The organism is Curvibacter gracilis ATCC BAA-807, from assembly GCF_000518645.1.
GTDB classification, from domain to species: Bacteria; Pseudomonadota; Gammaproteobacteria; order Burkholderiales; family Burkholderiaceae_C; genus Curvibacter; species Curvibacter gracilis.
In genome coordinates, this window is sequence record NZ_JADZ01000004.1 from 303,123 (window position 1) to 319,769 (window position 16,647).

The 16,647-nt window shown below is 66.8% G+C and carries 14 protein-coding genes; 4 read left to right on the forward strand and 10 right to left on the reverse strand.

Going from position 1 to position 16,647, the window contains the following annotated elements; translation table 11 throughout:
- Positions 1-41: 41 nt before the first annotated feature.
- Genes L880_RS31220 through L880_RS0101410 form a run of 3 tightly spaced genes read left to right on the forward strand, consistent with a single transcriptional unit; the run spans position 42 to position 3,960 of the window.
- Positions 42-1,316, forward strand: coding sequence for a cytochrome-c peroxidase (locus tag L880_RS31220; RefSeq protein ID WP_084460889.1), 1,275 nt, complete (start codon positions 42-44; stop codon positions 1,314-1,316).
- A 46-nt stretch (positions 1,317-1,362) separates the two neighbouring features.
- Positions 1,363-3,201 carry an ATP-binding protein gene (locus tag L880_RS34105; protein WP_051442943.1) on the forward strand — a complete coding sequence of 613 codons (1,839 nt, stop codon included), beginning with the start codon at positions 1,363-1,365 and terminating at the stop codon, positions 3,199-3,201.
- 15 nt (positions 3,202-3,216) lie between these two features.
- Positions 3,217-3,960 (forward strand): response regulator, encoded by a 744-nt coding sequence (locus L880_RS0101410; RefSeq protein WP_157462528.1) that lies wholly within the window; start codon positions 3,217-3,219, stop codon positions 3,958-3,960.
- Here L880_RS0101410 and L880_RS0101415 read toward each other — a convergent pair.
- The 5 genes from L880_RS0101415 to L880_RS0101435 all read right to left on the reverse strand — a co-directional run bounded on the left by L880_RS0101415 (position 3,936) and on the right by L880_RS0101435 (position 9,895).
- Complete coding sequence (locus L880_RS0101415; protein WP_027474141.1) at positions 3,936-5,474, reverse strand: Fic family protein; 1,539 nt, start codon at positions 5,472-5,474, stop codon at positions 3,936-3,938. The two genes, L880_RS0101410 and L880_RS0101415, sit on opposite strands and share 25 nt — an antisense overlap.
- Positions 5,475-5,760: 286 nt before the next feature.
- Positions 5,761-6,906, reverse strand: a complete 1,146-nt coding sequence (locus L880_RS0101420; RefSeq protein WP_211245262.1) for a S1C family serine protease — start codon at positions 6,904-6,906, stop codon at positions 5,761-5,763.
- A gap of 40 nt (positions 6,907-6,946) precedes the next feature.
- On the reverse strand, positions 6,947-8,560 hold the full coding sequence (locus L880_RS0101425) for an acyl-CoA synthetase (RefSeq protein WP_245614861.1): 1,614 nt from the start codon (positions 8,558-8,560) through the stop codon (positions 6,947-6,949).
- Between the two features lie 125 nt (positions 8,561-8,685).
- The gene (locus tag L880_RS0101430) at positions 8,686-9,669 is read right to left on the reverse strand and encodes a DUF6976 family protein (protein WP_027474144.1); all 984 of its coding nucleotides are present in this window, start codon (positions 9,667-9,669) and stop codon (positions 8,686-8,688) included.
- A gap of 10 nt (positions 9,670-9,679) precedes the next feature.
- Positions 9,680-9,895, reverse strand: a complete 216-nt coding sequence (locus tag L880_RS0101435; protein ID WP_027474145.1) for a hypothetical protein — start codon at positions 9,893-9,895, stop codon at positions 9,680-9,682.
- Between the two features lie 290 nt (positions 9,896-10,185).
- On the opposite strand from L880_RS0101435, the gene L880_RS0101440 reads away from it, so the two are divergent.
- Positions 10,186-11,283, forward strand: a complete 1,098-nt coding sequence (locus L880_RS0101440; RefSeq protein ID WP_027474146.1) for an NAD(P)-dependent alcohol dehydrogenase — start codon at positions 10,186-10,188, stop codon at positions 11,281-11,283.
- 16 nt (positions 11,284-11,299) lie between these two features.
- Here L880_RS0101440 and L880_RS0101445 read toward each other — a convergent pair whose 3' ends face one another.
- The 5 genes from L880_RS0101445 to bioA are packed head-to-tail and all read right to left on the reverse strand — an operon-like array spanning position 11,300 to position 16,598.
- Positions 11,300-12,307: a LacI family DNA-binding transcriptional regulator gene (locus L880_RS0101445; RefSeq protein WP_027474147.1), complete on the reverse strand. Its 1,008-nt coding sequence runs from the start codon at positions 12,305-12,307 to the stop codon at positions 11,300-11,302.
- Between the two features lie 47 nt (positions 12,308-12,354).
- Positions 12,355-13,386 (reverse strand): biotin synthase BioB, encoded by a 1,032-nt coding sequence (bioB, locus tag L880_RS31230; protein WP_051442944.1) that lies wholly within the window; start codon positions 13,384-13,386, stop codon positions 12,355-12,357.
- Positions 13,383-14,075, reverse strand: coding sequence for a dethiobiotin synthase (bioD, locus tag L880_RS0101455; RefSeq protein ID WP_027474148.1), 693 nt, complete (start codon positions 14,073-14,075; stop codon positions 13,383-13,385). The genes bioB and bioD overlap by 4 nt, the downstream gene beginning before the upstream one ends.
- Positions 14,072-15,295 carry an aminotransferase class I/II-fold pyridoxal phosphate-dependent enzyme gene (locus tag L880_RS0101460; protein WP_027474149.1) on the reverse strand — a complete coding sequence of 408 codons (1,224 nt, stop codon included), beginning with the start codon at positions 15,293-15,295 and terminating at the stop codon, positions 14,072-14,074. Before L880_RS0101460 ends, bioD begins: the two co-directional genes overlap by 4 nt.
- Entirely contained in the window at positions 15,285-16,598 is a 1,314-nt protein-coding gene (bioA, locus tag L880_RS0101465) for an adenosylmethionine--8-amino-7-oxononanoate transaminase (RefSeq protein WP_027474150.1), read from the reverse strand. The genes L880_RS0101460 and bioA overlap by 11 nt, the downstream gene beginning before the upstream one ends.
- Between the last annotated feature and the right edge of the window lie 49 nt (positions 16,599-16,647).

Sequence of the window (16,647 nt, forward strand, 5' to 3'; positions counted from 1 at the left end):
GATCGATACATTGCTGATACAAATCCTTCAAGGAGTCAGCCATGCGTCCTGTATCTGTCTTGTCTCGGTCCCTGGGCCTGTTCGGGTGGGCAGCCCTGTTGACGGCTTGTGGTGGCGCTGACCCGGGCAACACGGTGTCGGCCACCAGCACCTCCGTGGACCTGGCGGCCCTGGACGCCAAGGTGGCCGTGGTGGCCACGGCCACCGTGCCTCTCACCCCTTTGGCCCAGCTCGGGCAGCAGATCTTCAACGACACCAACCTGTCGGTGCCCCGAGGCACCTCCTGCGCCTCGTGCCACACGCCGGGCAAGGGCTTTGCCGACAACCATGGGGGCAACCTGGGCGTGGCCGTGGGCAGCCAGCCCAGCTCGATCGGGCTGCGCAACTCGCTTTCCAATGCCTACAGCGCCCGCACACCGGCCTTTGCCTTTGTGCCAGCCGGCAATGGCCAAGGCGTGATCGCCCGCGGCGGGCTGTTCTGGGACGGGCGGGCCGACACCCTGGCCCAGCAGGCCTTGGGGCCGTTTCTTGAACCTTCCGAGATGAACAACCCCAGCGCCGCTGCGGTGGTGCAGGTCGTGGCCCAGGCCGCCTATGCACCGGCCTTCATGGCGCAGTTCGGCAACTCGGTGTTCAGCACGCCGGCCCAGGCCTTTGGCGCCATCGGGCAGGCCTTGCAGGCTTTCGAGCAGTCACAGTTGCTGCAACCCTTCACCTCCAAGTACGACGCGGTGCTGCGTCAGCAGGCCAGCTTCACACCGACCGAACAGCGGGGCCTGAACCTTTTCCTGGACCGCCAGCGCGGCAACTGTGCCGGCTGCCACCACGCCAACCCCGCCACCGGCAATCCATTGGATTCACCTTTCACCGATTTCAGCTACATGGCCACTGGGGTGCCGCGTAATCCAGCCATCCCCGCCAATGCCAATCCGGCCTTCTACGACCTGGGTCTGTGCGGTCCGAAGCGCACCGCCCCGACGCCACCGGCTGGCCTGGACGTCGCCAGCCTCTGCGGCAAGTTCCGCATGCCCTCGCTGCGCAACGTGGCGCTGCGCCAGCGCTACATGCACAACGGTTTCTTCAGCGACCTGCACGATGTGGTGGCCTTCTACTCGACGCGTGTCAGCAACCCGCAGCACTGGTATGGCCCCAGCGGGGTGCCCAACGACCTGCCCGCCGCCTACCAGGCCAACCTGGAAACCCAACGCCCGCCCTTCAACCGGCGCCCGGCTCAGGGCCCCGTGCTGACCCAGGGCGAGATCAACGACCTGGTGGCCTTTCTGGGCACCCTGAGCGACGGCTACACTGCGCCATGACACACCCCGCCCGTCGCCAGCCCTGGCGCTTCTGTCGGACCCTGCCATGCGCCTAGGCCTGGCCCAGCAACTGGCTTTGCTGCTGCTGGCCGCCGTGCTGGCCTCGACCTTGAGCCTGGGCACGGTGATGGCGATCAGCCTGCGCAATGGCTTCAATGACTACCTGCGTGCCCGTGAGGAGCAGGAGCTGGACCGCTTCATCGGCGTGGTGGAACGCCACGCCGCGCAAGACCCCAGCCTGCAATGGCTGGACCATGCCCCCGAGGCCATGCGCCAGTTGGTGGACGAGCACGAGCTTTTGTTGCAAGGCGACCGGCCCCGCCCGCCGCGACCCGAGCCCGCAGCGCCCCGGCCTGCAGCCGATCCATCGGCCGGCGCTCCGCCGGTCACGGTACCCTCCTGGCCGCAACCGCAACCGCAACCGCAACCGCAACCGCAACCGCAACCGCAACCGCAACCGCAACCGCAACCGCAACCTCAGCCTCAGCCTCAGCCTCAGCCTCAGCCTCAGCCTCAGCCTCAGCCTCAGCCTCAGCCTCAGGGCGGCTCATGGCACCGGCCCGAGCCACCCGGGCCAGGTTGGCACCCGCCGCCACCGCACCCGGGTCAGGGCCCGGGCTGGGGCCGTCCGCCCCCTCCGCCCCGACCCGAGCCCGGCGGGGGGCCTGGGCCGGTGTCGGCCTTGCCCGCCGGCCTGGCCGGCTGGGTGGATCTGCTGGTCCAGCCCGGCAGCGCCCAGGCGGCCACCGAGGTCTGGCCAGCGCCACGCCCCTTGCCGCATCCCCCGGGCAGCATGGCCGGTCGGGTGCAGATCTTCGACAAGAACCACCGGCGTCTGGCGGGTGCCGCCCCGCCGCCCGGTGACGAGGTGCTGACGCACGCCATCCAGTGGCAGGGCCAGGTGATCGGCTATGCCAGCCTCAATCTGCGCCCGGCCGAGGGTTCGGCCGACTCGGCCTTTTTGCGCCAGCAGTACGGCCGCCTGGGCTGGGCCCTGGCGGTCACCGTGCTGTTGGCCCTGGCGGCGGCGGTGCTGATTGCGCGGGGCTGGAGTGCCCCGCTGCGCGCGGTGCAGGCCGCCGCCCGGCGCATGGCGCGTGGGGATTTCACGGCCCAGCTCCAACCCCGGGGCGCCACCGAGATCGCCGCCCTGATGGCCGACATGAACGTGATGGGCCAGACCCTGGCCAGCCAGGAGAACGCACGCCGCACCTGGATCGCCCAGGTCTCGCACGAATTGCGCACGCCACTGTCGGTGCTGCAAGGCGAGCTGGAATCCATCGAAGACGGGGCCCGGCAAGCCACCCCCGAGGTGCTGGCCAGCCTGCGCGAAGAGGTGCTCAAGCTGGGCCGCCTGGTCAACGACCTGCACACGCTGGCCCTGTCGGACATGGGCGAGCTGCACTGTGTGTGGCGCGATGGCGATGCGGCCGAGCTGGCGCAGCGCTGCCTGCGCCGCTTCGAGAACCAGGCCGCGCGCCAAGGCTTGCGGTTGGAGCTGCGGGTGCTGGGCGAGCCCATCGCCGTGCGCTGGGACCTGGGCCGCATCGAGCAGATGCTGGCCAACCTGATCGACAACAGCCTGAGTTACACCGATGCGCCCGGCCAGGTGCGCCTGCATTGCGAGGCCAGCGCCCTGGGGGTGCGCTTCATCGTGGAAGACAGCGCCCCCGGCGTGGCGCCTGAACAGCTGCCCCGCCTGTTCGAGCCTCTGTTCCGCACCGAAGGCGCCCGCCTGCGCCAGCGGCCGGGCTCGGCCGGCAGCGGTCTGGGCCTGGCCATAGCCCAGGCCATCGTCAAGGCCCACCAGGGCCGCATCGCCGCCAGCCTGAGCCCGCTGGGCGGCCTGCGCATGGACATCGAACTGCCCCGTCAACCCGCCTGAGTTCTCAAGCCCGCCATGTCACAGCCTCTTGCCCCATCAGCCCCCGCCCTGGCCCCCCAGCCACCGGCCCCGCCACGCACCGTGCTGGTGGTGGAAGACGACTTCAAGATCGCCGACATGCTGAGCAACTACCTGGGGGCGCAGGGCTTTCGCGCGGTCTGGCTGTCGGAGGGCCGCCAGGTGTGCCCCTGCGTGCGCGAGTTGCAGCCCTCGGCGGTGCTGCTGGACCTGACACTGCCCGACCAGGACGGCTTGCTGGTGTGCCGCGAACTGCGTGCCTTCTCGGATGTGCCGGTGATGATGGTCACGGCCCGTGTCGATGAGATCGACCGCCTGGAGGGCCTGGAGACCGGCGCCGACGACTACGTGTGCAAGCCCTTCAGCCCGCGCGAGGTGGTGGCCCGCCTGAACGCCCTGTTGCGCCGGGCCGAGGGCCGGCTGGCCCAGGCCGCCTGGCCGCCCGAACAGGGCTTTGTGGTGGACGAGCCCGCGCTGCAGGTGCGCTGGCAGCGCCAGCCACTGGGCTTGACCGCGGTGGAGTTTCGCCTGCTGCGCCTGTTGTTGGCCCGCCCCGGCCAGGTGCTGGAGCGCAGCCGCCTGCTCGACGAGGTGCACGAAGGCGATCTGCGCGACGTGAGCGACCGCGTGATCGACAGCCACATCAAGAACCTGCGCAAGAAGATCGAACGCCTGCGCCCCGAGGGCTCGGGCATCGTGTCGGTGTACGGGGTGGGCTACCGGATGGAGTTGCCGGGGTGAGCCTTCAACCAGCGCTGACCGATTGAGGTCAAACGGTATCGTTGTTTGCTGCTGTTTGGCTTGTCGGGCAATGTCATTTCTACCCAGCCTGCATCCAGGGCCGGCTTGAGGTAGGCACTGCGAAAGTGTTCTCGGTGCGTCATTCCCAATGCATCAAGCAAATCCTGGCGCGACATGTCTCCCCTCATGGTTGTCAGCAGCCGGTGGACTTGCTCGGTCACTTGCTCGGTCACTTGCTCGGTCGTAGCGAGGTCTGCTCTGAGTGCGGGATGACTTGGTAACCGCACCACAAAGGACAATCTTTCATCGTCCGTCTCGAACACCGGCGCAGACGACCCGTTTGCGGCCATCACCTTGAGGATTTTGGGAATACCTGTCGAGCGGCCTTCAGTCAGATCCAGCTCCTTCAAGAATTCACCGATTCGACGATTGCGGTATCGCCGACTCACTGCACGACCGGTCCGCAGCTCCTCCAAGCGGATGGACCGATCCGGGCCGGGGTAGCTGATGATGACCAGTTCATCGTGGCTGATGCGCACTTCAATGGGCTCGCGCTCTTCGTAAGAACGGTGATAGACCGCATTGACCAGGGCTTCCTCAATGGCTGCGTACGGGAAATTCCAAATCCGTGTCACCTCCGCACGATCAGCGTGTTTGACCACTGTCTCGATCAGGAAATTGCGCTGAATGTAGTTGAGTGCCTCGCGCGTCATGCGCGCCAGAGGCCCCTTGAACGTCTTTTCTTCAAAGCGGTCGCCACTTGCGCCTTCTGGAAACCAGACGACATCAATCTGCAAACCCGGAAAGAACCGGTCCGGGTGTTCATTGAAGAACAACAGGCCGACATTCTTCGGCCAGGGCGACTCGGTCGGTCCGCCCGCCAGATTCATCTGTCGCGCCAAGGCCTCGATCGAAAGCAATGGGGCATCCGCTGCCAATTCACTTTCGATTTCTTGCAAAAACGCCTGTATTCCCGGCTTGGGCAAGTCGTCCAGCCGTGCGTCTTGGTTATAGCGGTCATCGAAGGGGACTTTGGCCGCCAGGTTCATGAGTTCCCGCTCCGTATCACCTTTGGCTTCGACTGTGCTGCTGTAGCGACGGATGTAATAGCGCCACGTCTTTTTGTTGGCGGTGACGGCTTCCGGCGCCTTGTAGGGGCGGGTCTGGCCGCCAGGGGCCCACAGCACGATCAGTGTGCGCCCTTCTACCTGTTCAACACTCAGCACCGGGAAATAGGGTGGCTGAATCAACTGGCAGGCCGCCAGCAATTCCCTTTGAATCTTGTCGAGTTGACTGCTGACCAACCCAATGGGTGGAAAGACAGGCTGGCCGTTGCCGTCACAGTCCTGCCCAATCACCACGTAGCCCCCACCGAGGTTCTCGAAGTCGTTGGCAAACGCGCACACGGTTCGGGTGATCGCGTCTGGATTCCAGCCTGTCTTGTACTCGATCCGCTCGCTTTCGACCGTTCTTTGGCGAAGCAGATCGTTGAGATTGATGGGGAGTTTGCTCATGCCAAGCCTGTGTCATGTCATTCGCTGAACCGCTTGAAATGCGGTCATATCAAGGGTGAATGATCAGTTCAACATGCATCAGCGGAGAAGCGATCTTTCCTCGTTTCGAGTCTTTTGCAGTTTGTAGCCATCGGTCCCTGCACTCACTTGACCGCGGTGATCCATCGTTGCGTGTCGCAGGGGGCTGTCCCCCCCCTCGGCGTTGGGGTGTTGGCTTTTGTCGTTGCCAACAGGGATCGGGTAGGGTGTGGCCGCCTTTGGTCCGTTGATGGATTCGGCCTGCCGGTCAATCCTCCGACTCGGCCAGCGTCACGGCCTGGCGCCGGGTGCTGCCGGCGCGCCACAGCGTGAGGGTGCAGGTCTGGCCCGGCTGCAATCGCTCCAGTGCGGTGAGCAGGTCGTCCATGGTCTCGACGGGCTCGCCTTCCACGGCGGTGATCACATCGCCGGCCACGATGCCGTTCTCGCTGCGGGTGAAGGCGCGCAGGCCGGCCTTGGCGGCCGGGCCGTTGCGCTGCAGGCGAACGATGGCCACGCCCTTGGGCAGGCCCAGGGCCCGGTTCAGGTCCGGCCCGGCGCCGCTCAGGCCCAGGGCCGGGCGCACCAGGCGGCCGTCGCGGATCAGGCTGGGCACGATGCGGTTGACCTCGTCCACCGGGATCGCAAAGCCGATGCCCGCGCTGGCCCCCGAGGGGCTGTAGATCGAGGTGTTGACGCCGATCAGTCGGCCCGCCGAATCTAGCAGCGGCCCGCCCGAGTTGCCCGGGTTGATGGCGGCGTCGGTCTGGATCGCCCCTTTGATGGTGCGGCGTGTGACGGATTCGATCTCGCGGTTGAGCGCGCTCACGATGCCCAGGGTCAGGGTCTGGTCCAGCCCGAAGGGGTTGCCGATGGCGTACACCTGCTGCCCCACCTGCAACTCGCGGCTGCTGCCCAGCGGCAGCGGGCGCAGCTTGCTGGCGGGGGCGTTGATGCGCAGCACCGCCAGATCGCGGTCGGCAAAGGCGCCCACCAGTTCGGCCCGATAGCTGCTCTGGTCGGCCAGCGTGACCCGGGCGGCGGCAGCGCCCTGGATCACATGGAAATTGGTCACGATGTGGCCCTGGGTGTCCCACACAAAGCCGGTGCCCGTGCCCTGGGGCACCTGTTGCACATTCAGTGAGAACACATCCCGCTCCAGCCCCAGCGCGGTGATGTTCACCACCGACGGTGAGCTGGTCTTGAACACATTGATGTGGTTGAGCTCCTCGGCCCCCAGCGGGCCGCGCGGGCTCACTGCCCGGGGCGTGGCCGGCGTGCGGGCTTGCAGCGCAGGGGGGGCCGCCAGCAGCAGGCTGGTGACCAGCACAAGCCAATGGGGGGGCAGGAAAGCAAACAGGCGCTTTTGCGAAAACAGGTGCGAGAGCTGGTGCGAAAGTTTTGGTGAACTCATGCCGACATGCTGCAGCGGTCTGGGATGCCGCGCATCATAGTCAGTTGTGCGTGGCGCTGCTGGCGCCTGCTTCGTTCAACTCGAGGCGCAACTGCCGCTTCAGCAGTTTGCCGCTGGGGTTCTTGGGCAGGGCATCGACAAACACCACGCGCTTGGGGCACTTGAAGCCGGCCAGGTGGGTGCTGCAATGGGCCAGCACCTCGGCTTCGTTCAAGGTGTGGCCGGCTTTCACCACCACCACGGCGGTCACGGCCTCGACCCAGCGGGCATCGGGCAGGCCCACCACCGCCACCTCGCTGACCTGGGGCAGGCGGTAGATGCTCTCTTCGACCTCGCGGCTGGCCACGTTCTCGCCGCCGGTCTTGATCATGTCCTTCTTGCGGTCGACCACCGTGATGTAGCCCTCGGCGTCCACCGTGGCCAGGTCACCGCTGTGGAACCAGCCGCCTTCGAAGGCAGCGCGGGTGCGCTCCTCGTCATGGAAGTAGCCCAGCATCAGGTGCGGCGATCGGTGCACGATCTCGCCTACCTCGCCAGGGGCCACATCGCGCATCTGGTCGTCGACCACGCGGGTTTCGACGTTGGTGACGGCGCGCCCGCAGGAGCCTGGTTTGCGCAGCTGGTCTTCAGGGCCCAGCATCGTGGCCAGCGGCGCGATCTCGGTCTGGCCGTACAGGTTCCACAGTTGCACACGGGGCAGGCGCTGGGCCAGTTCCTTGAGCACCTCGACCGGCATGATCGAGGCGCCGTAATAGCCCTTGGCCAGGCTGGCCAGCCGCGCCTCGCTGAACTGGGGCGAGCGCAGCAGGGCAATCCAGACGGTGGGCGGGGCGAAGAAACTGGTGATGCGGTGGGTTTCGATCAGGTCCAGCAGGCGCTCGGCCACCGGGCGGCCGGTGATGATGTTGGTGGCCCCCACATAGATGGCGGGGCCGAAGAACACGTCGAGCTGGGCACAGTGGTACAGCGGCAGGGCGTGCAGCATCAGGTCGTCGCGGGCGATGGCCGCATCCATCACGCAGCTCACGTACTGCCACAGCACGGCGTCGTGGGTCAGCATGGCGCCCTTGGGGCTGGATTCGGTGCCACTGGTGTAGACGATCTGGGCCAGGTCGGTGCTGTCGGGGCCCGGGCCTGGCAGCGGCGCATCGCAGCGGGCCAAGGTGTTGAAGTCGAGCATGCCCTGCGCGGGCTCGGTGGACTCCTCGCTGGGCAGCCAGATGAACTGGCGCACCTGGGTCTGCAAGGTGGCCGCCTGGCGTGCCACGGGCGCGAACTCGGCGTCGGTGGCCAGGGTGCGGGCGCCGGCATGGCGCAGGATGAAGGCCACTTCGTCGGCCTTGAGCATGAAGTTGATGGGCACCAGCACGGCGCCCAGGCGGGCCAGGGCAAAGCGCATGGCCGCGAAGGCGTGCGAGTTGCGCGCCAGCAGGGCCACGTTGTCGCCCGGGGCGATGCCCTGCAATGCCAGGCCGGCGGCCAGTCGGCTGACCAGGGCGTCGAATTCGGCGTAGCTCCAGCGCGTGTTGCCGCACACGATGGCGGTCTTGTGGGGCAGGCGTTGTGCGGTGCGGCGCAGGATGTCGCCCAAGGTCTGGCGACGGCTGAGAGAGGGGTTCATGGCGGCGGCCCGGTTGGTCAGATCAGAGGGCATCTGAACCTCCCCAGCCGCCTCTGGCAATCGGTGAAAGCCTGGAGTGGCGAGCACGCAAAAAAGCCCCCGGCCGATGCGCGTTATCGGGTCGGGGGCTGTGAGTGTCGGGCCGAATACCCGGGCGTTCAATGCACGCGCACGCTCACCATGGTCTGGTTCAGCAGTTGGTAGGCGATTTCGCCGAAGGTGATCGGGCCGGCCATGCCGCCGATGGCCTTGCCTTCGAGTTCGCCGAACACGAAGTTCAGGATGCAGTTGCACGACAGGGCCAGGCCGTCGGCGCTCTGGTCGGCCAGCTTGGCGCGGAAGGCGCCAGCATAGTCGCCCACGGGCTTGGCAAAGCGGTAGTCCACCCCGGGGAAGACCGGTGCGTACAGCACCACCTTGCCGCCCGCTTCACCCACGCTTTGCAGCGAAGCGTTCACGTGGGCGCCGGCGAAGTCGCCCACCAGAGGCAGCTGGCCATTTTCGAGGCCGTGTTCGCGCACATAGGCCGCGAAGTTGGTGGGCTGGCCATTGACCAGGCACTGGCCCACTTCGAAGCTGGTCTGCTCGAACTGCAGCAGATCGCCCGTGCCGGGCTCGAACAGGTTGACGATTTCGATCGAAGCCAGCTTGTCATCGGGCAGCTTGACGTAGGCGACCACGACGCGGTCTTCGTACTTGGTGGCGGTGCGGCCGTCGTAGACCTTGGGCGTTGCGCTGCCGAGCTGCGACAGGTGCACGCCGGCAATCCAGCCCACGGTGGGCTTGATGAAGGCGTCTTCGAAGTTGGCGGCGCCGGCAGCAAATTTTTGATGCGAGCTGCTGCCGGCCGGGATGATGGTCACGGCAAAGCCGTTTTCGGGACCGTTGCGGCTGATGTCGCCCAGGGCCTCGGGACCATAGCTGGCAAAGCTCACTTCACCCACGGGGGACAGGTCGGTGGCAAACACCTGGCCTTCTTGCACCACCACGCCGCCGGTGGGCACCATGAAATAGGGGATGGTGCCGCCGATCCAGTTGCCTGCAGGCAATTGGTCCAGAGCGGATTCGGGGCCGGCCAGGCTCAGCGGAGTGCCTTTGCGGATCAGTTCGGCCGCGGCTTGCACAGAGATCAGTTGGTTCATGGTTCGGTCCTCAGAGGGTGGTCAGTTGGGCGACTTCGGTCGGGAGAATGCGTTCCCACTTCGTGAAGAAGGCGTGCAACTCGGCAGCCCGCGCGGGCAGGGGGTCGGTGCTGCGTTCGATGCGCTTGGCCAGCAGTTGGGTGCCCAGGTGCTGGGTGCGCAGTTTGCTGAGCCCGCCGGACGCCAGCCTTTGCCAGCAGGGGTGGTTGAGAGCCGGAATTGCCATTTTGTGCTCCAGAGTTGTTGTGAGAATCAAAAATATCAGTTGATTTGCTGATGCTGTGTCAATTGTATCGCCAGTTTCATTTAAATGTCAAAAAATGAAACATTGCGAGGTTCAGATTAATGCTCAATTTGTACTGGGCCATCTTGATCAGGCTCAAAGATTGGATGCCGCAGACGCTGTTCGTGACGCGTCTTGGCAGGTCTGCTTGCGCTGAGTCATGGTTTCGCAGCGGGGCCGTTCTAGAGTCAGGGTGCGCAAGATCTCGCGCACACCCCTTCAGGAGCCAGCCCATGAGTACCTTGATGAAAGCCGCCGTCTTTGTTGAACCCGGCCGCATTGAACTGGTCGACAAGCGCATCCCCGATGTCGGGCCCAACGATGCCCTGCTGCGCATCACCACCACGACCATCTGTGGCACCGACGTGCACATCCTCAAGGGCGAGTACCCGGTGGCCCGGGGCCTGACCGTGGGCCATGAGCCGGTGGGTGTGATCGAGAAATTGGGCAGCGCCGTGCAGGGCTATCAAGAGGGGCAGCGCGTGATTGCGGGGGCCATCTGCCCCAACTTCAACTCGTATGCCGCGCAGGACGGCGCCGCCTCGCAGGACGGCAGCTACCTGGTGCCCCAGGGCCTGTGTGGCTGCCACGGTTTCAAGGCCACGGCGGGCTGGCGCTTCGGCAACCTGATCGATGGCACCCAGGCCGAGTACGTGCTGGTGCCCGATGCCCAGGCCAATCTGGCTCCGATCCCGGATGGCCTGACCGATGAGCAGGTGCTGATGTGCCCCGACATCATGTCCACCGGTTTCAAGGGCGCCGAGAACGCCAACATCCGCATCGGCGACACCGTGGTGGTGTTTGCCCAGGGCCCGATCGGCCTGTGCGCCACGGCCGGCGCGCGCCTGCTGGGCGCGACCACCATCATTGCGGTGGACGGCAATGCGCACCGACTGGGCATCTCGAAGCAGCTGGGGGCCGATGTGACCCTGAACATCCATGACTGCGATGTGGTGGCCGAGGTGCTGAAGCTCACCGGCGGGCGCGGGGCCGATTCGGCCATCGAGGCCCTGGGCACCCAGGCCACCTTTGAAGCGGGTCTGCGCGTGATCAAACCCGGGGGCACCTTGTCGAGCCTGGGCGTGTACTCCAGCGATCTGACGATCCCGCTGTCGGCCTTTGCCGCCGGGCTGGGCGACCACCGCATCAACACCGCCCTGTGCCCGGGCGGCAAGGAGCGCATGCGCCGCCTGATGAACGTGCTGGCCTCAGGCCGGCTGGACCTGGGGGTGCTGGTGACCCACCACTATCCCTTGGAGCAGATCGTGGCCGCCTACGATCTGTTCTCGCACCAGCGCGACGGCGTGCTCAAGGTGGCGATCAAGCCTTGAGCCTCGGGCCCTGGCTTCAGGGGTTCTGGGCCGTCGAGGCGCGCTCCAGGATCTGGAAGCCGATGTCCACGATGGGCTGCTGGGGCGTGTGGCCGGCACAGCGCTCCAGGATCAGCCGGGCCGAGAGTTCGCCGATCAGACGTCCGTCCACGCTCACCGTGGTCAGGGCCGGCTCGACATGGGCCGAAAACTCGGCATTGCCAAAGCCGCACAGGGCCAGGTCCTGCGGCACGCGCAGGCCGCGGGCCTGGGCCTCGATCATCACGCCTTGCGCCATCTGGTCGGAGCTGCAGTAGATGGCCTGCAGGTCGGGCGCCTGCGCCAGCAACTGGCTCAGGGCCTGGCGCCCCAGGGCCAGGCCGCTGGGGGCCGGCACGAAGGCGGTGGGCACCTCACGCCCCCAGGTGGCCACAAAGCCCTCGCAGCGTTGGCGGGCCCGGTGGTCGTCGGCGCTGGCAATGCCCACCCGCTTCCAGCCCTTGCTCAGAAAGTAGCCGGCGATGGCGCCACCCACCTTGAGGTGCGAGAAACCCACCAGCATGTCGACCGGCCGGTCGCTGTAATCCCAGGATTCGACCACTGGAATGCCGGCCTGCACCAGGCGCTCGCGCGCCGAGGCCGAGCCCACCAAACCGGCCATGAACAGGCCGTCGGGGCGGCGGCTGATCATGGTGTTGATCAGGGCGTCTTCACGGGCCTGGTTGTAGCCGCTCTGCCCCACGATGAGCTGGTAGCCCGCCTGGGCCAGCGTGTCGGTCAAGGCCTGCAGCGTGGGCAGAAACTGCGCCACCGACACCGCGGGCAGAATGCCCGCGATCATCTGGCTTTTACGCGATTTCAGGCCCCCCGCCAGCAGGTTGGGCAGGTAGCCGGTGGCGGCCACGGCCAGCTTCACGCGCTCCAAGGTCTTGTCGGACACCAGCTCAGGCTTGCTCAGGGCGCGCGAGGCCGTGATCAGGGACACGCCGGCCTCACGGGCAACGTCGTGCAGGGTGGCCGCTTTCTTGGGTGCTGTGGTCTTCATCGGGTGCTTGCTGCAGATTACCGGCCAGCGTACCAGACCTGAGCCCCTCAGTTGACGGTGGCGTCCAGCTTGACCTTGGTCTGTTCTTCGCTGGCGCAATGCATGCCCAGGCGTTGCAGCAACTGCCGGTCTTTCTCGGCCTGCGGATTGCTCGTGGTGAGCAGCTTGTCGCCATAGAACATGCTATTGGCGCCGGCCAGAAAGCACAGCGTCTGCAGGGCTTCGGGCATCTCTTCGCGCCCGGCCGACAGGCGCACCATGGCACGCGGCATGCAGATGCGCGCCACCGCGATCATGCGCACGAACTCCAGCGGGTCCAGCGTCTGCGTGCCGGCCAGGGGCGTGCCCTCGACCTGCACCAGGTTGTTGATGGGCACCGATTCGGGGTAGGGCTGCAGATTGGCCAGTTGCACAATCAGGCCAGCGCGCTCGCGGCGCGACTCGCCCATGCCCACGATGCCGCCCGAGCAGACCTTCAGGCCCACATCGCGCACCCGCTCCAGGGTGTCGAGCCGATCCTGGTAGGTGCGGGTGGTGATGATCTGGCCATAGAACTCGGGCGAGGTGTCCAGGTTGTGGTTGTAGTAGTCCAGCCCGGCCTCACGCAGCTGCTCGGCCTGGCCGTCGGCCAGCATGCCGGCGGTCAGGCAGGTCTCCAGGCCCAGGGCCTTGACCTCGCTGATCATCTCGCCGATGGCCTCGACATGGCGCGGCTTGGGCGCGCGCCAGGCCGCACCCATGCAAAAGCGCGTGGCCCCGTTGGCCTTGGCGGCGCGGGCCGCCTCCAGCACCTCGGCCAGGGGCAGCAGCTTGTCGGCCTTCAGGCCGGTGTCGAAATGGGCCGATTGAGGGCAGTACTTGCAGTCCTCCTCGCAGCCCCCGGTCTTGATCGACAGCAGGGTGGACAGCTGGATGGCATTGGGGTCGAAATGTTCGCGGTGCACCTGCTGGGCGCGGTACATCAGGTCGTTGAAGGGCAGCTCCAGCAGGGCCAGCACCTGGGCCACGCTCCAGGGCTGGGCGTTGAGGCGGTCGGCGTCGGTGGTGGGGGTGCGGGTTTGGATCTGGTTCGGGTTCATGGGTTTTCCAATGCCTGACGCAATGCGTTCATGTTCAAGTGGGCGGCCACGGCTGCCGGGGAAGGGTTTGCCAGTCGCGGCACATGGCCCCAGCAGGGAGCCTGCAATTCTGCCTTCAATGTCTGCAGGTTGGGATCGGCGTGTGACAGGTTGGGATCCACGGTGTTTGCCACCCAACCGGCCAGGGTCAATCCGCGGGCCTGGATGGCCTCTGCGCTCAGCAAGGCGTGGTTGATGCAGCCCAGGCGCAGGCCCACCACCAGCACCACAGGAAGGCCCAGGTCGCAGGCCAGGTCGGCAGTGTCCCAGTCGGCTGTGAGCGGCACCCGAAAACCACCGACACCTTCGACAAAGCCCAGTTCGGCCAAGCCCAGAGTCTGCTGCACTGCGCGCAGCAAGGCGGCCCGATCGACACGCACCCCTTCCAGTTGGGCCGCAATGTGGGGGGCGCAGGCCTCGCGCAACTGCAAGGGGCCGACCTGCTGTGCGCTCAGGGGCAGGTTGGTGGCGGCCAGCAGACGCTGCACGTCGTCATTGATCCATTGCCCGTCCACCAGCGCCTGGCCTGCGGCCACGGGCTTCACGGCCACGCTGCGCAGGCCCATCTGCACGCCCAGGCGGGTCAGCCCGGCGGTGACGGCCGTCTTGCCGATCTCGGTGTCGGTGCCAGTGACGAAGAAGGCCTTCATGGGGTCTCCAGCTGGTTGGCCAGCGTGTGCAGCGCCTGCAGCAATCGGGCCACATCGGCGGCCGAGTGGGTGGCGCACAGCGTGATGCGAAGGCGGGCCTCGCCCGGCGCCACCGTGGGGGGACGGATGCCGGGCACGCGCAGGCCGGCCTGGTCCAATGCGGCGGCCAGGGCCATGACGGTGTCGTTGCGGCCCACCACCAGGGGCTGGATCGGGGTGGGCGACGGCATCAGGCGCCAGGGCAGGTGGGGGAAAGCCTGCAGCAGCTCGGTCACGCCGGCGCTGAATTGCTGCTGCAAGGCCTGCAGGCGGGCCCGGCGATGCTGGCCCAGTTCGCCCTCGATCAAGGCCAGGCTGGTCAGCAGTGCGTGGTTCACCGCAGGCAGCGAGGCGGTGGTGAAGATGTAGGGGCGGGCGGCCTGCAACAGGTAGGCAATGATGCGCTCGTGGGCCACCACAAAGGCCCCGCTCAGCCCCGCGGCCTTGCCCAGGGTGCCGAGCAGGATGATGCGCTGGTTGCGCAGCCCGAAGTGCTCCAGCGTGCCCCGGCCCCGTTGGCCCAGCACGCCAAAGCCGTGCGCGTCGTCCAGGATCAGCCAGGCATCGAACTCTTCGGCCAGCGCCAGCAGCGCCGGCACGGGGGCGATGTCGCCATCCATGCTGAACACGGTGTCGCTGACGATCAACTTCACCTTGGCCCGGCTGGCCATCAACTGGGCGCGCAGCGCTGCCATGTCGGCGTGGGCATAGCGCTGCACCGGGGCCTTGGCCAGGCGCATGCCATCGATCAGCGAGGCGTGGTTGAGGGCGTCCGAGAACATCTCGGCCTCGGCGTCGCCCAGGGTGGCGGTGACAGCCAGGTTGGCCATGTAGCCGGTGCTGAAGCCCAGGCAGCGCGCCTCGGGCACATGGGGCTCGAACCACCTGGCCAGCGTGTGCTCCAGGGCCTCATGGGCCTCGGTGTGGCCGCTGACCAGGTGCGAAGCACCGGCTCCACCGGCCCAGCGCTGTGCGCCCTCGGCCAGTGCGGTGGCGATGCTGGGGTGGCTGGCCAGGCCCAGGTAGTCATTGGAGCAGAACATCAGTTGCTCGCGGGCTTGGCCGTCCGGGCCGCTCAGTGTCTGGCGGGGTGCCGTGGGCGTGTGGGCCACCCGCTGCACGCGGGTCTGGCCACGCGCGGCAATCGCGTCGAGCTGGGTTTGCAAGTGTTCAAGCAGCATGGTGCAGCACCTCGTCCAGGGTGTGGGTGACGGCGCTGGCCAGGAATCGGGCCGCCTCGTCGTCGATCAGGTAGGGCGGCATCAGGTACACGGTGGCCCCGATGGGGCGTATCAGCAGTTCGCGCTGGCGGGCCGCCAGGTGAAAGCGCTCACTGAAGCGCTCGCCCGCATCGCTCACGTCGAACGCCAGGATCATGCCGCGCTGGCGCAGGTGGCGCACCCGGGGGTGATCGGCCAGCGGAGCAAAGGCTTGGGCCAGGGCGGCGGCCTGAACCCGGTTGGTTTCGATCTGGCCTGCATCGAAGCGGTCCAGCACCGCATTGGCGGCCGCGCAGGCCAGGGCGTTGCCGCTGTAGGAGTGCGAGTGCAGAAAGCCCCGTGCCACGTCCTGGCTCCAGAAGGCCTGGTACACCGCATCGGTCGTCAACACCAGCGACAGCGGCAGGGTGCCCCCCGTGATGCCCTTGGACAGGGTGATGAAGTCGGGCCAGTGCGCGGTGTCGACCTGCTCCCAGGCAAAAAAGGTACCGGTGCGGCCGCAACCCACGGCGATCTCGTCGGCAATCAGATGCACACCGGCCTCACGTGTCAGGGTCCGCACGGCGCGCAGGTAGTCGGGCGAGTGCATCACCATGCCGGCCGCGCATTGCACCAGGGGCTCGACGATCACCGCTGCGATCTGCGGGCCGCGCTCCTGCAGGAGATCGCTCAGGGCCTGCAGGGCGGCGGCTTCGTTGCCCAGGCGGCTGTCGGGTGATTCGACGATGTGGGCCCGCATCAGCAAGGGGTCGTAGGCATCGCGGAACACCGCCACGTCGGTCACGGCCAGGGCGCCCAGGGTTTCGCCGTGGTAGCCCTTGCGCAGGCACACAAACTCGCGCCGCTCGGCCTGCCCCAGATTGCGCCTGCTGTGAAAGCTCTGCTTGAGCGCAATCTCGACGGCGCTGGCACCGTCGGAGGCAAAGAAGACATGGCCCAGGGCACCACCGGTGCGCTGGCCCAGGCGCTCGCCCAGGCGCACCGCAGGTTCATGCGTGCAGCCCGCCAGCATCACATGGGGCAGGGTGTCGAGCTGAGCCTTGATGGCGGTGTTCAGCCCGGCATCGGAGTGGCCGAACAGATTCACCCACCAGGCGCTGTTGGCATCGAAGTAGCGCCGACCCGCGCTGTCGTGCAGCCAGGGGCCCTGGCCACGGACCATGGGCAGGGGCGGAACTTGTTCTGCCCGAGCCATCTGGGTGCAGGGGTGCCATACGGCAGCCAGGGAGCGGCGTTGCCAATCGGCTTGTGCTTCATGCGTCATGGGCGCGGATTCTAGGAGCAGTTCGGGTGCCCTTTCGGCAAGTGGATTC